The following is a 19606-nucleotide window of genomic DNA, read 5'->3' as shown; positions in this document are numbered from 1 at the left end:
GATATGCTCATTTTGAAACTGACGAGATAAAATATCTCTTTTACACTCCGATTTCATACAACCTTGCGGTAAGTACCGAAATCTTCGTGGTTGATTTTGCGAACAAAATCATTTACTCACTCGTTGTTCAGTTTTCAAAGATCAAACCTACATGATGTCTTGCTTTTGCCTTACTTCGTTTCACCACCATATCTCAGCGGCGACTTAAATAATATATCATATTTTCTAAAGCTTTGCAACACTTTTTTTCAAGAGAATTTTTTTAACATTTTCATTCTGCTTTGTGTTGCTAACCATCTCAGAAAAGACAGCTATAAGAATATATCATATTATGCTTATACTTAGCAACACCTTTTTTAAAATTGATTCCTGTACCCAAATTCGCTTGCTGCTAATCGAAAAAAAGACCGTCATTCCGTTTCTGAGGAATAACAGTCTCTCTATTTTATCATTTCACTCTTTTAGATTAATCATAGGCTGATTTCACCTTCATAAAGGTTATCTCTACTTTTAAATTCCCTTTTGTCAGTCCTTAATCCAGGGATTTCTGCGAGAGCGGGAACTGCTGGCCGAAGAATGGGAAGCTGCCGCTACCGTCTTGCGGGACTTTTGATTTTTAGTAGTACCATTTTTACCCGAAACCTTGACTTTGGATGTCTCTTCTTTGGCCATACTGCCCGAGGTTTCTTTTCCCTTGCCTTTACGCACGTTGCTATCTTTATGCTTGGCAGAAGCAGAATTAGCTTCGTTTTGGGTTCCGATATTCAGATTTTTTCCATCTCCCTGCGTTCCCGAGAATGCTGGTACTGACTCCACATTCCCCTCCCGGCAGCCACAGTCAGGCAAAAACATATAAGGGGTGGTATATCCTTCTAAAGGATACACAGGTGCATTCTCATGGGCGAACGAATGATGCGGTAGATTCGCCGACTGTTGTCCTTGTAGCTGGCTATAGTCGGATATATACCCACCTGTAGGTAGGCCGTGATGAGGTGGTTCCCATTCATGTCCCCACTGACTACCTTGGACTGCGCTCTCAGAATGCTGCGGGTAACCTTGATGGATAAATGGAGGATAGACAGGATAGGATGCATTCTCAGTCGCTTCATAGCTTGGATGATACCCCGGGGATGTGCAGTCCGGATAAACAGGATATGGTGTCGGTTGGACATTTATAGGCGCTGTTTGTACAGGTCCCCAACTCCATGGGTGTTCACAGTCATGCTGATATCCCTGGTTAGGGGCTACGGAAGAAGACCATTGCTCTACAAAGGAAGTATTTACTGGAGCATTCTCCCATGGCTGGGCAGCCCCGATGCCCGGGTACCATGAGTTTGGTCCCATACTTGTTGGTGAATTGTAATCATGCGTCGGCTGTTGTACTGACCATTGGGAATTGGTAGCTGATTCCGTGTTCGTGCAACCGCAAAATTTTTCAGCTACAGGCTTTAGCTCAACATTTGCAGGCAACTGGGGCTTGGGCTGAACCGGTTGGTAAGCTACAGGTTGAGGTGGAGCAGGATTCACAGGTGCCACAGGCATAGGTACCTCGGGTAGCTTTAATTCGGGAAGCTTGGGAGGATTCACGGTTTCATTAGGCTGCGTCCACTGCTCGTTAGGCTTAGGCACGTTTTCCATATTCGGCTGAGTTAGTTGCTCTTTTGGTTGAGTGAGTTGTTCTTTTGGTTGGGTGAGTTCTTCTTTTGGCTGGGTGAGTTGTTGTTTGTTTGACGGCTCTGCTGGTGACTCGGGCTTTGGTTGCGTCATCTCTTGTTTGACTCCAGTATTTTTTTTGTCTGTAGCAGGACTGGATGATTCCCCTTTGTATTGAGGAATATTGACGGTTTCTCCGACCAGTAGAGCGTTCGGGTTTTTAAGTTGGGAATTGGCATCAATAATTAGCTTGAGCGGGACTCCCCATGCCTTGGACAACTTCCACAACGAATCACCCTGCTTGACTTTGTGCTGATAAACCGTTGATGGCTGTTCTTGCATCGCAACAGGGTCTGCCGGAATTTTGATTTTCTCGCCGATACTTAACTGATTCGGGTCAGCCAACTGGGGATTGGCCGCAATAACTTTTTCGAGTGACACATTATATTTCTGAGCAAGCAAGTACAGTGTGTCGCCTTTCTTGACGATGTGTATTTTCACAGGTCACAAACCTCCTAGACATTCGTTCGGGCAGGATAGGTAAACGCCCGGCTTCTGTTATTACATCCTATGCACTTCCCGGGCGAATGACCCCATACAAACAAAAAAATCCTCTCAACCAGATTCCCTTGCGGGCATCCAGTCAAAAGGATCCACTATTTTTAGTCCTGCCACACTTTATAACCGTCTTGATCCACGATCTTGCGGAACTCGGCCAATAGCTCCAAAGTCACCGGACCCGCAACGCCGGAACCAATCGTACGACCATCTACTTCATAAGCAGCAATAACTTCTGCTGCAGTTCCCGTAAAGAACACCTCATCAGCGACATACACATCATGCAGCGTAAAAGGCTGTTCCTTGAGCACATAACCAAGCTCGGCGCACAAGTCGATAATAGCATTGCGCGTGATACCCTCAAGCGCTCCCAGATAGCAAGGCGGCGTATACAACACTCCGTTTTTGACGATAAAAATATTGTCTGCGGAACCTTCCGTCACATAGCCTTGGGAATTTAGCATAATAGCCTCGCCCACACCAGCATAGTTAGACTGGATTTTCACCAGGATGTTGTTGAGGTAATTCAACGATTTGATTTTCGGATTCAAAGCATCTGGAATGTTGCGACGCTGAGAGACGGAAATCGTCTTAAGCCCAGTCAGATAAGCCTCCTCGGGGTAGATGGCGAGTTGCTCCACGATAATGATAATACTTGCTTTCGGACAGCGAAGAGGATCAAGCCCAAGATTTCCAGCACCACGCGATACAACCAGACGAATGTATCCATTACGCATCTCGTTAAGACGGATCGTTTCCGCCATTGCTTCCAGCATTTCATCAGGAGACAGCGGAATGTTTAACTGAATTGATTTTGCAGAATCGTACAGACGGTCCAAGTGCTCTTTGCATTTAAAAATATTACCATTGTAAATGCGAATGCCTTCAAATATCCCGTCCCCGTACAAAAAACCATGATCATATACCGAAACCTTTGCATTTTCCTTAGTTACATGCTGTCCATCTAGATAAATCCATTGCTCTGCCATTAAGAACTGCACCTCCGATTATTGTTCTTCTAAAATAGGTTCGATCGCTGCTTCAACATATTTGTAGCTTGGATAGGAACCAAGGATACGCACATGACATCCCAAAGCCTCAATCTCTGCAAATGCTGCGGGAAGCAGGACGGAATCCAGAGATTCCAAAATTTCAATGTAAAAATAGTAGTTCCCCAGTTGCTTTTTGGTCGGGCGCGATTCAATCCGTGACAGATTCAACCTGCGCCACGCAAATGCAGATAATACCTGATGCAACGCCCCTGGAAAATCCTGCGGTGGTGTCACCAAAATACTGGTCCGTTGACCTTCAGGTGCACGCGGGAGGCTGATAGGGTGATGGCCAATCAGGACAAAACGGGTAAAGTTATTATCGTGATCCGTCACCTTGCTGGCCAAAATATCCAATCCGTGCTTGGAAGCCGCAAGCATGGTTCCCAAAGCAGTCCAGCCTTTGCCCGGGTTATGTTTAACAATTTCGACGGCTTCCGCCGTACTTCCTGCACTCTCCAGCTCAGCCTGAGCAGCCGTAGTCTGTATGAACTCCTTACACTGGGGAAGCGCCACGGGATGAGACATAATTTTGACCACTTTGCTTAAATCCAGCTCGCCCCGGTCATTGGTAAATTCACTGCGATATCCAATGAGGTTCTGAATAGAAGGGTACACCCATTCCGCCTGCATCTGAATGTCCACCTCATGTACAAGCCAATCCATATGCAGACTTACAGAGCCATCAATTGTATTCTCAATCGGAATTACACTGTAGTCAGCCTTTCCCTTGTCCACAGCCCGAAATACATCTGCTATATATTTACAAAAAAGCAATTCATAGGGCGTATCCCCTATCAAATAACGAATCGCTTCATGGGAAACGGTCCCCTCCGGAAGAAGTGCAATTCGTTTCATATCGTAATTTCCCCTTTAATCATGTCCATAAAAGGAATCTCTTTCTCATCAATATATACTTTAACGCCTTCGCTCTCTGGGCGCAATTTTAAAATAGATGCAGTGATTCCTTCCTTGCTCATCGTTTCGGTTAAATACTGTTCCAGTTCCGCTCTCCGGTTCTCCCGGCGATCCGCCAATGCCAACAATGTCGGTCCGGCTCCGCTAAGAGCCACCCCCAAAGCACCATAATGATGTGCATTCTGCAAAATCTCTGTCATACCCGGCACAAGAGCCGCCCGATAAGGCTGGTGAAGCCGATCCTGCATCGCCTCGGCGATCAAATCGGTTCGGCCTGATGCCAATGCCGCTACGAGCATCGAAGCATGGCTCACATTGTATACGGCATCTTTCAAGGATACATGCGCGGGTAGAACCTCTCTGGCCTTGGAGGTAGACAATTGGAAATCCGGAATGACTACCAGAACCTCCAGATTTGCATCCGGCTCAAGCCGTAAATGCTTGGCATGTTTGCCATCCCACATCGCTGTAATAATGCCGCCAAACAAGGAGGCTCCCACATTGTCAGGATGCTTTTCAATAGCACTTGCCATGTCAAACAACTTGGAGTCTGACAAAGGTGAGCCGATCAGCGTATTTGCAGCCACAAGCGCACCCACAATGGCTGAAGCACTACTGCCTAAACCGCGGGTAAGTGGAATATCCGAATACATCGAAATATCCAGCTCAGGAACTGATACCCCGGCCTCCCGAAAAACCATTTGTGCTACTTTATAAATCAGATTCGTTTTATCCTGGGAAATACCGTTCATTTCATCCCCGTATAAATGGAAAGCCGTCTGTCCGGCCTCTTTCAATTCAACCCATGCATACAAGGACAACGCCATGCCCAGTGTATCAAAACCGGGGCCTAAATTGGCGGTACTTGCAGGCACACGCACTCTTGCAGTTTTCAAAACGGTCATACAGACAATTCCCCCTGCTTTCTTGAACTATCCCTCTACCCGATACACACTCTTGATACGGCGAATGACATCCAGAGATTCAAAATGCTCCAGAACCTTTTTCATACTTGCCTTACTGGCCAAATGGGTTACGATAATAATTTCAGCATCTGGATTGACCTCATTTGGTTGCTGCACCACAGATGCCAGACTGACGTCGAATTCAGCAAATACCTGTGTGATCTGCGCCAATACTCCGGCCTTATCATCTACATGCAGAAGTACGAAGTTTTTGAAATACACGTCCTCGTCACTGCTGATTTTTTTAGGGTTATAAGGTACGATGGCCTTAAGCCCATTCACGCCGAGCTTGAGGTTCTTCACTACAGCCACCAGATCGGCTACAACCGATGTAGCTGTTGGCATTTCTCCTGCACCCGCACCGTAGAACATGGTTTCACCTACGGCTTCACCATGTACATAAACTGCGTTGAATACCCCGTTCACCGAGGCCAAAGGATGCTGCTTACGTACCATCGTTGGCTGAACATTGATCGTAAATTCATCACCCTGACGCTCCGCAATGCCAAGCAGCTTCATTTCATAGCCCAGTGTTTTGGCAAAAGCGATATCTTCACTGGATACCTTTGTAATACCAGTAACGCTTACGTCCTTAAGCTCTATATCCGAACGGAAGCCGAGCGTACCAAGGATAGCCATCTTACGGGCAGCATCCAGTCCCTCCACGTCTGAAGTCGGATCAGATTCCGCGTATCCAAGCTCCTGCGCTTCCTTGAGAACTTCCTCGTAAGAAGCCCCCTCCTGACTCATTTTGGTTAAAATAAAATTGGTTGTACCGTTCACAATCCCCATAATGCGAGTAATACGATCGGAGGAGAAGCCTTCAATCAGCGTACGAATAATCGGAATACCGCCCGCTACACTTGCTTCATAAAAAATATCACACTGCTTTTCCTGCGCCTTCGCCAGTACTTCAGAGCCATGCAGAGCCATTAAGTCCTTGTTCGCTGTTACGATATGCTTGCCGCGCTCCAGCGCTTCCAGAATGTACTTCTTCGTCTGATCCACGCCACCCATGACTTCGATAATAACATCAATCTCTGGATCACGGATGACCTCCCACGGGTCCTCTGTAAGCTTGGCTGGATCGACTTCAATGGAACGATATTTCTCTATATTTTTAACAGCTATTTTTTCAATAATGATCGGCGAACCGACTTGTCTGCTCAAATCTTCCTGATTTCCTTCCACGATTCGAACGACTCCCGTTCCTACCGTTCCTAATCCTAACAATCCTACTTTGACCGGTTTCATCCATTCCCCTCCTGCTAACTTATATCTAATGAGCTTTATAGCTCTTAACCTTGCCCGATCAGGCGAACGCGCTTCACACCGGAAATGGTTTCCAGGCCCTCCAGCAGAACCCCAAGCTCTTCACTAAGTCTGGACATTTCTACCGAAATGACTACGTTAGCTCTGCCTTGTAGCGGAATGCTCTGCTGAATCGTTAGCACATTGCCTCCGTAATCTGCCACCCTGCCAAGTACTCTGGACAGCATGCCGGATTGATGCTCCAAATCAATAGAGATATTGACAATTCGCTCACGCTCCAGTTGGTTGACCAAATGAATGCCATCCTTATATTTATAAAAGGCGCTTCGACTTAGCCCGACTTGCTCCACGGCGTCATGCACGGTTTTAACATCTCCCGAAGCAAGCAGCAGCTTAACCTGGATCGTCTTAACGATAGCTTCAGGCAAAATATCTTCCCGTACCAAGTAATAGCGCTCTTTCACGAACGTCCTCTCCTCAAAGACTTATGTTTTTATATAGAGGACATTATATCGAAACTCCTGACAATCGGCAAGCTAACGGTACAAAAAAACGGCTACTGCCGTCTATAGAGTTTCCTATAGCGTAGTAACCGTCCATACTTCAGACAAGTATTTCATTTTTAGTAATAGCTGCTGCCTTCCACGAATTCAAACTCGAAATCGGCAATGCGTACAGGCGTTCCATCAACAGCACCACGCTTGCGCAGCTCAGCATCCACACCCATGTGGCGCAATGTTCTTGCTAACTTTAAAATCGCATCGTGCGAATTTAGCTGCATACGCTTCATCATGCGCTCGATTTTGACACTGTGCACCACGAATGTATCGTTTTCACGTACAATGGTGAAACCTTCATCCTCTGCCTTATCCAGCTTAAACACCTTACGTTCATTCACTTCCGCTACTTCCTCAACAACTGGCTCGTCCGGTATTTGATCCAACAGATCAGCAGCCCGATAGAGCAGTTCCTTTACGCCTTGGCGTGTCAACGAGGAAATGGGCAAAATTTCGAGATCCGGACGAACAGAAGCGATTTGTTCCTTGAATTGAGCCAGATTTTCTTCCGATTCCGGCATATCCATTTTATTCGCCGCCACAATTTGTGGACGCTCGGCTAATGTTGCGTTATATTGCTTTAATTCGTCGTTAATTTTAGTCCAATCTTCAAACGGATCACGACCCTCGGAGCCCGCCATATCCACGACGTGGATAATAATACGTGTCCGTTCAATGTGCCTCAGGAATTCATGTCCCAGTCCTATGCCTTCATGAGCTCCTTCAATCAATCCAGGCAGATCGGCCATAACAAAGTTACGATGGTCGCCTACATCCACAACACCCAAATTAGGCGTAATCGTAGTAAAATGGTAGGCACCAATCTTCGGTTTTGCGGAAGATACTACCGACAGCAATGTGGACTTCCCTACGCTAGGAAAACCAACCAGGCCTACGTCGGCCATTACTTTAAGCTCAAGGGTAATATAACGTTCCTGGCCCTCTCCGCCATTCTCAGCCAGCTCAGGTGCTGGATTGTTTGGTGTGGCAAAACGGATATTTCCGCGTCCGCCGCGTCCGCCTTTGGCCACAATAACCTGCTGACCATGACGTGTCATGTCTGCTACCACTTCACCGGTATCATCATCCATGATGACTGTACCCGGAGGTATGCGTACGATCATATGATCCGCATTGGCTCCATGCTGGCTCTTGTTGCGGCCTTTTTCTCCGCGTTTAGCTTTAAAATGCCGCTGGTACCGAAAATCCATCAAGGTACGCAAGCCTTCATCGACACGGAAAATCACGTCTCCACCGTTACCTCCGTCACCGCCACCAGGACCGCCTTCAGGAACGTATTTCTCACGGCGAAACGCAATCAACCCGTCTCCACCGTCGCCGCCTTTAACAAAAATCTTCGCTTTATCTACAAACATGGTTACACCTTCCTTATGTCTGACACTGCATCCGAATTTGAAACATTTCACCCGTAGGAAGCTTCTCTGTTCGAATGCGTTCACTTCCGTGTCCGGATCTGACCTGCTTTAACAAATTCAAATCAGCAGGTACGTCACTGCCTTCAAACCGGACGATAACATCATTCTCATCCATACCGAAATAAAGTGTTAATCTGCGCACTTCTCCCCAGGACGACCGGCCCCCGCCATATTGATACGCACGTACCGTTTCTATGACGGCCGAGGCAAGCGACTCGCCGTCTTCGGGAGACATGACAGCGTCCAACTTTAAATGCTCCTCAACCTGAACCGACAACTGTAAATTTCCGGCGTTCACGCGAAAAGACTGCAAATAAAACACCAGCGAGGGAATACCCAGCTTGGATATTTTACTGTCCTCTGCTACGCGCCCTTTTATTGTTTCCACATAAGCAGCCGATTTATCATGCTTATTCATACGAATATAGCCATAAAGCACCTGCAAGTCATTCATCCAGTCATGCCGGTGATGATTGAGAGCTGCGATAGCTGTACGCTCCAAAGAACGCAAAGCAGCTTTCCGCTCAGCTTCAACCTGTCTCTGTATATGCCACATGCTAAAACAGGCGGCAATAACAGACCACACGGCTAATATGATAATCGTTATTGCTGCAGGATAGAGCAGTGAAAAAACCAAAGGAATCAGAATGGAACCCAACGCCAGATGAGGCGCTCTTATCCGCTGGAACATAGCTTCTCTCCGTTCTGCGATAATTAAAATGGATTAATAAAGAACCTTAATCCAGTATAGCACAGACTGACTTTCCAGTTCATTACCATCATACAAAAAAGCCTCCGACAAAATTGCCGGAGGCTTTTCAGCGTGTCTAAGCCGCTATTAAGCTTCTACAGTAGCTGCTACTGGAGCAACGTCGATCGGGTAGATGCTCACCTTTTTGCGATCACGGCCCCAACGTTCGAACTTCACAACGCCGTCCACTTTCGCGAACAGAGTGTCGTCCTTACCGATGCCCACGTTCGTGCCCGGGTGAATTTTCGTTCCGCGTTGACGAACCAGAATGCTACCGCCGGTAACTGCTTGACCGTCAGCACGTTTCACGCCAAGACGTTTCGATTGACTGTCACGTCCGTTTTTTGTGGAACCTACACCTTTTTTCGATGCGAATAATTGAAGATCCAATGTCAATTTCAACATGATGTCTACCTCCTTCTTTGTTTATTTTCTATTTGAATATACTTACCGTATGATTCAGCAATGCTTGTCAGCATAATTACCATGGATTCCAGCAACAGTTGTACCTGTGCGTTCGCCTCATGATGAATTTCAGGGGGAAGATACGCGCTCAAAAAGCCGTTTTCCATTTCCGATTCCATATCAACGTTTGTAAGAGCTCCAATCGAATTGACCGTCCCTACAGTTACCGCTGATACGCCAGCACATACGATATCCTCGCCAGATTTGGCGTAATTCGCATGACCTTTAATGGAAAATCCCTGTATGCTGCCATCCTCCAGTCGTGTAATACGCACGATAATCACTTATCGCACCCTCTTACGCTTGGATTTTTCCAATCGTCACTTTCGTGTACGGTTGACGATGACCTTGCTTCACATGGTAGTTCTTTTTAGGTTTGTATTTGTATACAATGACCTTTTGGCCTTGACCATGTTTCTCAACTGTAGCTGTTACAGTAGCTCCGGAAAGAAGCGGTGTACCTGTAGTCAAGCCATTGTCGCTAGATACTGCCAGAACACGGTTGAACGTTACAGTTTCACCATCGGTAGCTTCCAACTTCTCGATGAACAATACATCGCCCTCTTGAACTTTGTATTGCTTACCACCTGTTTCAATAATTGCGTACATTTGCTTGCACCTCCTTATGTCTCAGACTCGCCTAATCGCAGGTGACAACTTCCCTGGGGATGCTGTACTTCAGTACCTGATTGGAGCGGTTACAGCATGTGCAGCCAATCTTACGCATGACACATACTAAAAGATTGTAGCATAAGCTTCGTCCACATTCAACCTCTAGTTTAAAATGATTTTGGAAACGCAGCGCCTTATAAAATCGTCTTTTCCTCGCGTACCTTTTTTCGAGTCATCTCCAGAAGTCCTAGCCGTGTCCAGCCAACGACATATGATTTGGTTCGGTCTTTTTTCAGCCTAGACTCCAGCACAGAGGACACTTCACGTCGGTTCTCCTCTTGTTCCATGTCAATAAAATCAATGATGATTATGCCCCCAATATCACGCACACGCACCAGTCGGGCAATCTCTTCAGCCGCTTCGATGTTAGTCCGGGTCACCGTCTCTTCCAGATTGCTGCCCCCCGTAAATTTCCCTGTGTTCACATCAATGACGGTTAGTGCCTCAGTATGGTCAATGACGATATATCCGCCGCCCTGGAGCCATACCTTTCGCGCAAAATCACGTTCCAATTGCTCATGGATGCCATAGGCTTTAAATATGGTCTCTTCTGCGCCACGAAATATGCTCACATGAGCATTCTCCGGACTGATCTGACGCAGTAATATTTCCGCTTCCTTGGCCTGTTCCTCACTGTCAATAACCAGCTCATCCTGCTCCGGTGTAAACACATCCCGAATCAGACGCTGGACGATGCTCAAATCCCGGTGCAGCTCACATGGAGCCGAGTGTTCAGCAGCTTTAAGCTGAATGACTTCCCATTGCTGACGCAACTGGTTCAGGTCATTTTCAATCGCTTCTCTGCTCATTTCCTCCGAAACTGTACGGATAATGACTCCTTCTTCACCTGTTCGAAGCTGCTCTCCCATCGCTTTCAGACGAGCACGTTCTCCCTCACGCTCGATCTTTTTGGATACAGCCACATAATCGGCGCGAGGCATGTATACGATCCAACGACCCGGAAGTGAAAAATGAGTGGTTACTCTGGCCCCTTTGCTACCCACGGCCTCTTTCAACACCTGCACTACAATTTCCTGCCCCACCTTCAACAGCTCGGAAATGGAGGGCTTCACCTCAGGTTGCTTGTCCAAATGGGCGTGAAGTACGTCATCCACATATAAAAAGGCATTCTTTCGCTGTCCAATGTCAACAAAGGCGGCTTGCATTCCCGGCAGCACATTGACGACTCTGGCTTTGAAAAAGGAACCAAGAATTCCCCGCTTTCGCGGCAATTCAGCTGCATATTCTACCAATCGTCCCTCTTCCAGCAGTGCCATTTGGGTCATCTGCTGCTGGCATTGTACAATCATTTGCTTCATGGTTTTTCAACCTCTCTGGATACAGCCTCTTTCCTCAACTCATAAAAAACTGCTACTTTTCTATTTAGGTTTGGATTTTCCGCCATCCGGCGGGCGCGCTGCAAAATAAGAGCGAATAAGGCGTTGCTCTGGCAATACCGCTACAATCCGTCCCTGCTCATTCATGACATAAACCATATGATATCGGTCCCTTTTGAAAAGACGCAAAACAGGCTCCAAATGTTTCATAGGCAAGGATACAATTGGCAAGGCAATACTTCCCTTAGCTGCCTCCCGGTAAAAGAGCTCGTCCCTTCCCAGCAAAAAACGTATAAAACGATAAGGGATATTCCGATAATCCACAATATTAGAATAAAGCAAAAAAATCCCTACCGCCAGCAGATTTAAATGCACAGGGCCATTTTGCCTTAATAACGGCGAAATACCATAGATACAAAATAGCAGGCTGGTCACAATGCTGGCTCGAAAAGTCCAAACTAGAGTACGGTGATACGGGATGGATAAGCTCATCAGCGCCTGCATTATTTTTCCTCCGTCCAGTGGTAAAATCGGGAGCAGATTGAACAGTGCAATGACAGCATTTCCCTGAATCATATAATTTATATATTCATGCTCCCCCTCGCTCACATTTCTGAGCAATAGAAGGATGACAATCATAATTCCGTTTTGCAGAGGGCCAGCCAGCGCAATGACAATCTCCTTCCACGCGTTGAGCTTTCCCTGATCGTCAATGACGGCCACTCCTCCAAAGGGTAGCATCTGTATGGTCAGCACCCGCGCCCCCAACAACGTGGCTGCTGTTGCATGCCCCAGTTCATGAATGAACACCAGCGTAAACAAAGTCATGATCTCGATAAAATGTCCTGTCAACACGGAGGTTAGCATCACCAGTACGAACAGTGGATGCAGAGACAAAGTCACGCCCCGGACATTAATCAAGGGCTACCACTTCCGCCGGATCAATATACTGATTTCCTCTCTGCACCGCAAAAAACAGAGTCGCTGCCTCACTGCCACTATGGCCTGCTGGTAGCACACCGACCTCGTCCCCCTCCTGGACCCAATCGTTCACCTTTAAGGTAGAGCGGGATAGACGTCCGTACGTTACCGTGATACCGCCAGTGTGACGAATCGTAATTGTAATTCCACTTTCCGGGTGATTGAATATGTCCAGCACACGTCCCGCATCTATACTTTTGACAGCGATTGCCCCATTATCAGCAGCTTTGGGTGCAATTTCCACTCCTTTGAGGCTTAGCGCAAATGGCTGTGTTATATTCCCTTGAATTGGCGGAGAACCCTTGCGGACTGCGTTCACCTTGTGTGTTTCAGGCTCCTCTCCAAAGATCGGTAAGAAGGATGGGGTCCCATCAAAATAAGTTTCATACCATTGTCCGGCGGCTGCAAAATCCATATCCTTATTTAAGGCATCCGCGATAAACATTCTTAAATTGACCGCATAGGGAACATCCCAGCGAAATAATCCCCACACCAATCCAAACAGCACAGTAGCAAACACAGACCTGCGCCAAAAAGAAACCCAAAAAGACGGACGCCGGTTCTCCCCAAAAGATTGCTGCCAGCGTTGTCGTTCATTTTTCCATTCGGTTTCCGGGTCTCTGGGCCGGATCACTGCTGGCACCGGCTTCATTTCCCTGTTCCCGTGCCTGTCCTGATGCATGCCTGAGGAATATTCTTCAGCTTTGTTTCTCGCGATCAGCTGCTGTATGCGTTCTTCTCTGCGCTGCTTGATTCCGGAGTTTTTATTCATCCTGTTTCAGCCCCCCAGCGAGGTATGTTTGGTACATCTTATGAGGACGGGCTTCAACTTATGTTGTCCGGTTCGGGATTACGTATCTGAAAATGAAAAAAACCGGCGCAAGCGCACCGGATGTGATTGAATATATAGCAGCTATGTAGTGAGCATTATATTAAGAACTAGGAATTATAGAAGTCAAAAAGACAAGCCAAAAACACTTAAATAAGTTTATTACTTATTTAAGTGTTCGTAATTAAGATGAAAGGACTAAGAAGTTTTAAAAAAGCCTGCAATTCTTCGTACGTATCTTTCCTCTACATCCATTCTCTCACTTAAAAATAGTTTAGGAATTTTGCGCTGGCAGTAGCGAAGCGGGTGATTTGAATCTGAAGAAGCGAAGCGTTCGCCTTTGCCACGGGATTCTTACCACTAAATGTTTTACAAATAAAGAATCCCGTGGCAACAGCGATCATAGATCAAATCACACGCGGAGCCGTCTCCCAGCCATAATTCACTGTTTTCTTCATCCACCCATACCAAAGAATTTCTTAAACCGTGTCATCACGCTTTTCTTCTGATCCAGTTGCATGAGTGGCACTGTATCACCCAGAATCCGTCTAGCAATGTTACGGTAGGCAATCGCTGCCTGTGAATCCGGATTCATGACGGTAGGCTCTCCTGTATTGGCTGCCTTGATTACCATTTCATCGTCCGGCACAATCCCGATAAGGTCTATGCTAAGCACTTGTAAAATGCCGTCAATATCCAGCATATCCCCGGATTTGACCATGCTGTTGCGGATGCGATTAACCACCAGTTTTGGTGAAATCACATGCGAGCTTTCCAGCAATCCGATAACCCGGTCAGCATCGCGCACAGCAGCATTTTCCGGTGTCGTTACGACAATCGCCTGATCCGCTCCAGCAATAGCATTTTTGAAGCCCTGCTCAATACCCGCAGGACAATCAATCAATATATATTCAAAATCCTTTTTAAGCTCCAAAATAATATCCTTAACCTGCTCCGGCGTTACGGCACTCTTGTCCTTAGTTTGAGCAGCAGGCAGCATATACAGCTCCTCAAAGCGCTTATCCTTGACCAAAGCCTGATTTAAACGGCAACGACCTTCCGCTACATCGACCAGATCATAGATAATCCGGTTTTCCAAACCCATAACAACATCCAGATTACGCAAGCCGATATCCGTATCCACTAAGCACACCTTTTTGCCGAGCAGTGCCAGCGCTGTTCCTATATTGGCTGACGTCGTCGTTTTGCCGACGCCGCCTTTTCCTGAAGTGACGACGATAGCCTCTCCCATGTGCTACACCCCTTTGAACACGTTAAAATCGCGGCCCAGACGCACAATATTACTCATTTTATCTATTTGCATGGCGCCGTCCTTGAGATACGCAAATTCCATTCCGGATTCACGCGTCTCCCATTCATCGGGCGGACGACTGATCATTTCGGAAATTCGCAGCTGTGTTGGTGCAAAATAGGAGGCCGCGATAATTGCCTCGCCATTTCCCTCCATCCCCGCATGCGCCATACCCCGCAGGGCACCGAGCACGTAGATATCACCAGTACACGTTATAATCCCACCGGGGTTCACATCTCCCAAAAAGAGTAAATTCCCGTTATGATGAAGCACCTGGCCTGAACGGATAATCCCTGTCACGGTGTGAATGGGAGCTTTCCCCTGCACCTCCGAAGGCAGTCCGGGCGATTCGACGGACCGTATGAGCAGATTCCCCTTCTGTCTCAAAATATCCAGAATACTTTCCTTTTGTTCCTCCGTCACTTCCCGGCTTCCCAGCTTAATATCCACATGAATAATCGGTCCGGTTAAAATATTTTGATGACTGTGCTCCAGCTTGAAACGCAGCTCGCCCAGCAAATCCTCAAACTCACATTGATCGTCCAGAAGGAATACCAGGCCGTCTTTGATGCCTTTAATCGTGACATGATTCGATTTCACCGCCATTAGCCTGTCCCTCCTATCTCAATCATTTCGTCCCCGGAACGTGAAATCCCTGCTAACCCGGACAAAATGTGTGTAAAAAGACCTAGACTTTCTCTTCCTTTTTCACACGAATACCCAAACGCTGCAATTGCTTGCGAACGGGGACGTAAATGATGAGGGCGAACAGAAAATGGATAAATAAATCAGGGATCATATATTGAGCCAACGCCCAGTCGAAAGTCTGATGGTTCAACTGGAACAGATGATCAATGGCAAAAAGCATCGAATCCAGCAGAAAACTGCCGATCAGCACAGCTCCCATCATAATAGGCATCGGCGCACGTCGAGCTGTAAATACCAGCCCCAGCAAATAAGCCGACAATCCCATTGCAAAAGAGTAAGGTCCGATAATAAACCCGTAATACACAACGTCATGAATAAGTCCAAAAACAACACCCAGTACCAATGCCGTATGGCGACTATAATACACGGATACAAACAAAATGACGACATACACGAGATTCGGAACCATTCTTGGATGCCAACTATCCGGAAGAAGCCACGGAAGAATCGTTCCTTCAGCTATAAACAGTACAAACAGCAGCAGTATTAAAACCTGACCGCGTATCTTCATTATTCCGGTACCTCAGGAGTGTAAAGAACGAGCAATTCTTTCCAATCCACGAAGCTGGCTGCGGGTTTGATAATCGCTGTACGTGTTTGTCCGAACTCGCCAACCTGGATTTTTTCTACCGTACCGATCAACAGATTTTTACGGAACTTCCCGCCTGCTCCGGACGTAATGATCTGATCACCTTTTGCGATTGGATCATTTTCCTCAATGCGAGTCATTTGAAATCTGTTCGTAGCCGGATCATAGCTTTCAATCATACCGAACGAATTATTTTCCTTGCCCAGTGCTGTCGCTGCGATAGCATAAGAATTTGGATTTTTAGGGTCTAATGTAGTCAATAGCGTAACCGTAGAAGTGAAATTCGCTGTGCGACTAATAACCCCCACAAACCCTTCAAGTGATCTGACTTCCTGACCAACCTTGGCCCCGTCCTTTTCACCAATATCAATGACAAGCGTTTTGGAATCATTACTGACGCTATTTACCTGTGCAATACGATAATCATATTGATTTTTGGACTTTTGCGTTTGGGTGAATTTCAGTTCTTGCTCCAGTCTGGCGTTTGTCTCTTTCAAGTTAGAAGTCTGAATCTGCTCAGCGGTTAACTGCGCTACGGCAATTTTCAACCGTTCATTTTCACTATAAATGCTCCGCATATTCCCGATATCTTCAAAGAAGCCCGCTATTGCTGAAGCGGGCCTGTAGAAGATACCTTGCACAAAGCCAATTGAATCTCTGGCGAACTTTTCCGGCCAGGTTAAGGAATTTCTCTGTCCAAGTGTGATCCCCATAAGGGCAATAAACAGAACGATTCCGATCAATAGAATAAATAGTCTTTTATTGCCAAACAGCTTAAACAGTTCCTACACCCCCGATTCAACGTTTGGAACGGACGGCAGAACTGCTGCGCGATTTGAACAAATGGATATTTTCCAGCGCTCTGCCTGTACCGATTGCCACGCAATCCAGAGGATTTTCCGCTACGATAACCGGCATCCCGGTTTCAGCCGCCAACAACTTGTCCAAGTTGCGCAAAAGTGCTCCGCCACCAGTCAATACAATACCTCTGTCCATAATGTCTGCCGCCAGCTCGGGAGGACATTTTTCCAGTGTCACTTTGACTGCTTCCACAATTGCATTCACTGTATCGGACAATGCTTCACTGATTTCATCTGACGTAATCGTAATCGTCTTCGGCAAACCTGTTACCAGATCACGTCCACGAATTTCCGACGTCTCCACTTGTTCCAGCGGCATTGCAGAACCGACTTCCATTTTCAACTGTTCCGAAGTCCGCTCACCAATCATCAGATTGTATTGACGCTTCACGTATTGGATGATGGACTCGTCCATTTCATCACCAGCCACACGCACGGAACGGCTCGTCACAATCCCGCCCAGGGAAATAACCGCTACCTCCGTTGTACCTCCGCCGATATCGACAACCATGCTGCCCGTTGGCTCCCATACGGGAAGATCAGCGCCGATTGCAGCCGCAAACGGCTCCTCAATCGTGTACGCTTCCCGCGCGCCCGCTTGCTTTGTTGCATCTTCAACAGCACGCTGCTCCACCGCAGTAATTCCTGAAGGCACACAAACCATCACATTGGGATGACGCGGAAACAAAGAACGTTGAGCTTGCGCCTGACGGATAAAATATTTGATCATCGTTGCTGTCGTATCAAAATCCGCAATAACGCCATCCTTCATCGGACGGATCGCACGGATATTCCCCGGTGTGCGACCGATCATTTTTTTTGCAGATTCACCAACAGCTTCAATGGTTTTTGTGTCTGTACGCAAAGCCACTACAGAAGGTTCACGAACCACAATCCCTTTTCCTCTTACGTATACCAGCGTGTTTGCCGTCCCCAAGTCAATTCCTAAATCTTTTGTAAAGCCACCCAGCATGATGTTAATCTCCTTTTCTCTTCCCTGAAATCTGTTATCCATGTATAAACGGTTTATTCAGGCCGGCCTAGCCGGTCGGATTTAAATGTTTGATTTAAATAGTATATTATATCAGACCTTGTTCCTTCAAACTTACGAAGGTTCCGTCCCCGATCACGATATGATCGAGCACGTCGATGCCCACGATGTTGCCCGCTTCCATCAGGCGACGGGTCAACTGGACATCCTCCGGGCTTGGCTTCGGATCACCGCTCGGATGGTTATGAGCGCAAATGATCGAAGCACTGCTGCATTTGATCGCTGCCCGAAATACTTCACGAGGATGTACGATGGCGGAATTCAGGCTGCCCATGGATAGCGTTTCCTGGGCAATGACATGATTTTTAGTATTGAGAAACAGGCATACAAAATGCTCCTTCTGCAAATAACGAAGCTGCTCAAACAGCAGATCTGCCACGTCCCGCGGGCAACTGATCACCGGGGTCTCCAAATGGCGTGACAATGCCAGCCGTCGCCCAAGTTCAATACCCGCTTTGAGCTGTATCGCCTTGGCATTGCCAATGCCTTTAATCTGGGTCAATTCGGTCAGACTCATATCCACCAGTTGGCGCAAGTTCCCCGCCTGCTGCAAAATACGCTGCGCTAAATGCACCGATGACTCATTTTGTGTTCCCGTACGCAGCAATATTGCCAGCAACTCCGCGTTGCTTAAAGCTTCTGCCCCATATGTCATCATGCGCTCTCTTGGTCGTTCTTCATGAGGGAGGTCGCGAAGCATCAGTGTTGGCGACTCTAACATATGTTTATCCCCTTTAAGGTTGCAACACGCTCACTCCGAATTCGGACAACATGTCCGACAGCAGGGAAAGCGGCAATCCTACGACGTTAAAATAACAACCCTGAATAGATTCCACCAGCGTAGCACCCAAACCCTGAATGCCGTACGCTCCCGCTTTGTCAGAAGGTTCACCCGTATTCACATATGCCACAATTTGCTCATGGCTCAGAGGCTTCATCGTAACCTCCGTTTGGCGGTGTCTGACAAGCGTTTTGCCGGTTACGGTATGTATGCAGGCCACCCCGGTGAATACACGGTGGGTTCTTCCCTGCAATGCTGTCAGCATGCGAACCGCGTCCGCATGGTCGGCAGGCTTACCCAGTACCAAACCATCCAGCACGACTATGGTATCACTGCCAATTACCAATCCATCTTCTTCGGACTGGCTGGCAATGTTCACGACCGCTTCGGCTTTGCGTACCGCAAGGGCCTCCACAATTTGCTGAGGCGTCCAGCTCTCAGGCGTGCTTTCATCCGCATGACTCGGCATCACGTCAAAGGGCAGTCTAAGAAATGAAAGCAATTCCTTCCTTCTCGGTGAAGTCGATGCCAGAATAATGCGGGGCGTAATTTTCCCGTCCATAAGGGAAGCTCCTTTTCATCAGTTAGAGCCTGCGGTACAGCCAGAACGCGGCGATGATGCCGATCAGACTAAGCAGGCTCAATTCAAAATTTATCGTTATGTTGTAGCTGATAATATCCAGATCCGCTCTCGGCGACCAGGATATCGTAGTGGGGTGGGTCAGAAAGGAAAGGAACTTGATCGATTGAAGAGCTTTGGCAATCCATGCACCCAAGAGCCAACCGAGCAACAAAAACAGTATAAGCATTCCTACATTTTTTTTCATCCTGATCTTCCCTCGCCATTTTTTGACACCTTCAT

The 19606-nt window shown here is 47.2% G+C and carries 22 protein-coding genes and 1 other annotated feature; all 22 genes read right to left on the bottom strand.

What is annotated here, in order from left to right:
- Window positions 1-525: 525 nt before the first annotated feature.
- The gene (locus tag ACWXW9_RS17790; RefSeq protein ID WP_494930470.1) at window positions 526-2154 is read right to left on the bottom strand and encodes a LysM peptidoglycan-binding domain-containing protein; all 1629 of its coding nucleotides are present in this window, start codon (window positions 2152-2154) and stop codon (window positions 526-528) included.
- A 161-nt stretch (window positions 2155-2315) separates the two neighbouring features.
- Complete coding sequence (gene ilvE / locus ACWXW9_RS17785) at window positions 2316-3200, bottom strand: branched-chain-amino-acid transaminase (RefSeq protein ID WP_134913046.1); 885 nt, start codon at window positions 3198-3200, stop codon at window positions 2316-2318.
- Window positions 3201-3218: 18 nt separating this feature from the next.
- Entirely contained in the window at window positions 3219-4118 is a 900-nt protein-coding gene (pheA, locus tag ACWXW9_RS17780) for a prephenate dehydratase (RefSeq protein ID WP_494930469.1), read from the bottom strand.
- Complete coding sequence (thrB, locus tag ACWXW9_RS17775) at window positions 4115-5083, bottom strand: homoserine kinase (RefSeq protein ID WP_494930468.1); 969 nt, start codon at window positions 5081-5083, stop codon at window positions 4115-4117. Before thrB ends, pheA begins: the two co-directional genes overlap by 4 nt.
- Before the next feature lie 27 nt (window positions 5084-5110).
- Window positions 5111-6397 (bottom strand): homoserine dehydrogenase, encoded by a 1287-nt coding sequence (locus ACWXW9_RS17770; RefSeq protein ID WP_494930467.1) that lies wholly within the window; start codon window positions 6395-6397, stop codon window positions 5111-5113.
- Window positions 6398-6441: 44 nt separating this feature from the next.
- Window positions 6442-6879 (bottom strand): ACT domain-containing protein, encoded by a 438-nt coding sequence (locus tag ACWXW9_RS17765; RefSeq protein WP_007431685.1) that lies wholly within the window; start codon window positions 6877-6879, stop codon window positions 6442-6444.
- A 158-nt stretch (window positions 6880-7037) separates the two neighbouring features.
- Entirely contained in the window at window positions 7038-8348 is a 1311-nt protein-coding gene (gene obgE / locus ACWXW9_RS17760; protein ID WP_494930466.1) for a GTPase ObgE, read from the bottom strand.
- Between the two features lie 13 nt (window positions 8349-8361).
- Window positions 8362-9099, bottom strand: coding sequence for a Spo0B domain-containing protein (locus tag ACWXW9_RS17755; protein WP_494930465.1), 738 nt, complete (start codon window positions 9097-9099; stop codon window positions 8362-8364).
- A 147-nt stretch (window positions 9100-9246) separates the two neighbouring features.
- Window positions 9247-9564 carry a 50S ribosomal protein L27 gene (rpmA, locus tag ACWXW9_RS17750; protein WP_014277581.1) on the bottom strand — a complete coding sequence of 106 codons (318 nt, stop codon included), beginning with the start codon at window positions 9562-9564 and terminating at the stop codon, window positions 9247-9249.
- 5 nt (window positions 9565-9569) lie between these two features.
- On the bottom strand, window positions 9570-9908 hold the full coding sequence (locus ACWXW9_RS17745; protein WP_025682922.1) for a ribosomal-processing cysteine protease Prp: 339 nt from the start codon (window positions 9906-9908) through the stop codon (window positions 9570-9572).
- A gap of 13 nt (window positions 9909-9921) precedes the next feature.
- Window positions 9922-10233 carry a 50S ribosomal protein L21 gene (rplU, locus tag ACWXW9_RS17740; RefSeq protein ID WP_014277583.1) on the bottom strand — a complete coding sequence of 104 codons (312 nt, stop codon included), beginning with the start codon at window positions 10231-10233 and terminating at the stop codon, window positions 9922-9924.
- Between the two features lie 13 nt (window positions 10234-10246).
- Window positions 10247-10334 (bottom strand) — a sequence feature (ribosomal protein L21 leader region).
- 96 nt (window positions 10335-10430) lie between these two features.
- Window positions 10431-11615: an Rne/Rng family ribonuclease gene (locus tag ACWXW9_RS17735; RefSeq protein ID WP_494930464.1), complete on the bottom strand. Its 1185-nt coding sequence runs from the start codon at window positions 11613-11615 to the stop codon at window positions 10431-10433.
- 60 nt (window positions 11616-11675) lie between these two features.
- Entirely contained in the window at window positions 11676-12554 is an 879-nt protein-coding gene (locus tag ACWXW9_RS17730) for a M50 family metallopeptidase (protein WP_494930463.1), read from the bottom strand.
- The gene (locus ACWXW9_RS17725; protein ID WP_494930462.1) at window positions 12547-13386 is read right to left on the bottom strand and encodes a peptidoglycan DD-metalloendopeptidase family protein; all 840 of its coding nucleotides are present in this window, start codon (window positions 13384-13386) and stop codon (window positions 12547-12549) included. Before ACWXW9_RS17725 ends, ACWXW9_RS17730 begins: the two co-directional genes overlap by 8 nt.
- A gap of 511 nt (window positions 13387-13897) precedes the next feature.
- Complete coding sequence (gene minD, locus ACWXW9_RS17720) at window positions 13898-14695, bottom strand: septum site-determining protein MinD (RefSeq protein WP_013311596.1); 798 nt, start codon at window positions 14693-14695, stop codon at window positions 13898-13900.
- Window positions 14696-14698: 3 nt separating this feature from the next.
- Complete coding sequence (gene minC, locus ACWXW9_RS17715; protein WP_134913039.1) at window positions 14699-15361, bottom strand: septum site-determining protein MinC; 663 nt, start codon at window positions 15359-15361, stop codon at window positions 14699-14701.
- A gap of 82 nt (window positions 15362-15443) precedes the next feature.
- On the bottom strand, window positions 15444-15974 hold the full coding sequence (gene mreD, locus ACWXW9_RS17710; protein WP_494930461.1) for a rod shape-determining protein MreD: 531 nt from the start codon (window positions 15972-15974) through the stop codon (window positions 15444-15446).
- Window positions 15974-16801 (bottom strand): rod shape-determining protein MreC, encoded by an 828-nt coding sequence (gene mreC / locus ACWXW9_RS17705; protein ID WP_327204664.1) that lies wholly within the window; start codon window positions 16799-16801, stop codon window positions 15974-15976. The genes mreD and mreC overlap by 1 nt, the downstream gene beginning before the upstream one ends.
- Before the next feature lie 49 nt (window positions 16802-16850).
- Window positions 16851-17885 (bottom strand): rod shape-determining protein, encoded by a 1035-nt coding sequence (locus tag ACWXW9_RS17700; protein WP_283652998.1) that lies wholly within the window; start codon window positions 17883-17885, stop codon window positions 16851-16853.
- A 106-nt stretch (window positions 17886-17991) separates the two neighbouring features.
- Window positions 17992-18684 (bottom strand): RadC family protein, encoded by a 693-nt coding sequence (radC, locus tag ACWXW9_RS17695; RefSeq protein WP_494930460.1) that lies wholly within the window; start codon window positions 18682-18684, stop codon window positions 17992-17994.
- A 13-nt stretch (window positions 18685-18697) separates the two neighbouring features.
- The gene (locus ACWXW9_RS17690; RefSeq protein ID WP_134913035.1) at window positions 18698-19306 is read right to left on the bottom strand and encodes a Maf family protein; all 609 of its coding nucleotides are present in this window, start codon (window positions 19304-19306) and stop codon (window positions 18698-18700) included.
- Window positions 19307-19328: 22 nt separating this feature from the next.
- Complete coding sequence (locus ACWXW9_RS17685; protein WP_044645689.1) at window positions 19329-19571, bottom strand: DUF4321 domain-containing protein; 243 nt, start codon at window positions 19569-19571, stop codon at window positions 19329-19331.
- Window positions 19572-19606: the final 35 nt, after the last annotated feature.

Source organism: Paenibacillus sp. LT-B23 (assembly GCF_059417685.1).
The sequence above is the reverse complement of the archived record's forward strand: the minus strand, read 5'-3'. Positions and strand labels throughout refer to the sequence as shown.

What these genes read in the sequence shown, in the direction of transcription:
- ilvE (WP_134913046.1), bottom strand. Translation starts at nt 3,200, where the DNA reads ATGGCAGAGCAATGGATTTATCTAGATGGACAGCATGTAACTAAGGAA.
- pheA (WP_494930469.1), bottom strand. Translation starts at nt 4,118, where the DNA reads ATGAAACGAATTGCACTTCTTCCGGAGGGGACCGTTTCCCATGAAGCG.
- thrB (WP_494930468.1), bottom strand. Translation starts at nt 5,083, where the DNA reads ATGACCGTTTTGAAAACTGCAAGAGTGCGTGTGCCTGCAAGTACCGCC.
- ACWXW9_RS17770 (WP_494930467.1), bottom strand. Translation starts at nt 6,397, where the DNA reads ATGAAACCGGTCAAAGTAGGATTGTTAGGATTAGGAACGGTAGGAACG.
- obgE (WP_494930466.1), bottom strand. Translation starts at nt 8,348, where the DNA reads ATGTTTGTAGATAAAGCGAAGATTTTTGTTAAAGGCGGCGACGGTGGA.
- ACWXW9_RS17755 (WP_494930465.1), bottom strand. Translation starts at nt 9,099, where the DNA reads ATGTTCCAGCGGATAAGAGCGCCTCATCTGGCGTTGGGTTCCATTCTG.
- rpmA (WP_014277581.1), bottom strand. Translation starts at nt 9,564, where the DNA reads ATGTTGAAATTGACATTGGATCTTCAATTATTCGCATCGAAAAAAGGT.
- rplU (WP_014277583.1), bottom strand. Translation starts at nt 10,233, where the DNA reads ATGTACGCAATTATTGAAACAGGTGGTAAGCAATACAAAGTTCAAGAG.
- ACWXW9_RS17735 (WP_494930464.1), bottom strand. Translation starts at nt 11,615, where the DNA reads ATGAAGCAAATGATTGTACAATGCCAGCAGCAGATGACCCAAATGGCA.
- ACWXW9_RS17725 (WP_494930462.1), bottom strand. Translation starts at nt 13,386, where the DNA reads ATGAATAAAAACTCCGGAATCAAGCAGCGCAGAGAAGAACGCATACAG.
- minD (WP_013311596.1), bottom strand. Translation starts at nt 14,695, where the DNA reads ATGGGAGAGGCTATCGTCGTCACTTCAGGAAAAGGCGGCGTCGGCAAA.
- minC (WP_134913039.1), bottom strand. Translation starts at nt 15,361, where the DNA reads ATGGCGGTGAAATCGAATCATGTCACGATTAAAGGCATCAAAGACGGC.
- mreD (WP_494930461.1), bottom strand. Translation starts at nt 15,974, where the DNA reads ATGAAGATACGCGGTCAGGTTTTAATACTGCTGCTGTTTGTACTGTTT.
- ACWXW9_RS17700 (WP_283652998.1), bottom strand. Translation starts at nt 17,885, where the DNA reads ATGCTGGGTGGCTTTACAAAAGATTTAGGAATTGACTTGGGGACGGCA.
- radC (WP_494930460.1), bottom strand. Translation starts at nt 18,684, where the DNA reads ATGTTAGAGTCGCCAACACTGATGCTTCGCGACCTCCCTCATGAAGAA.
- ACWXW9_RS17690 (WP_134913035.1), bottom strand. Translation starts at nt 19,306, where the DNA reads ATGGACGGGAAAATTACGCCCCGCATTATTCTGGCATCGACTTCACCG.
- ACWXW9_RS17685 (WP_044645689.1), bottom strand. Translation starts at nt 19,571, where the DNA reads ATGAAAAAAAATGTAGGAATGCTTATACTGTTTTTGTTGCTCGGTTGG.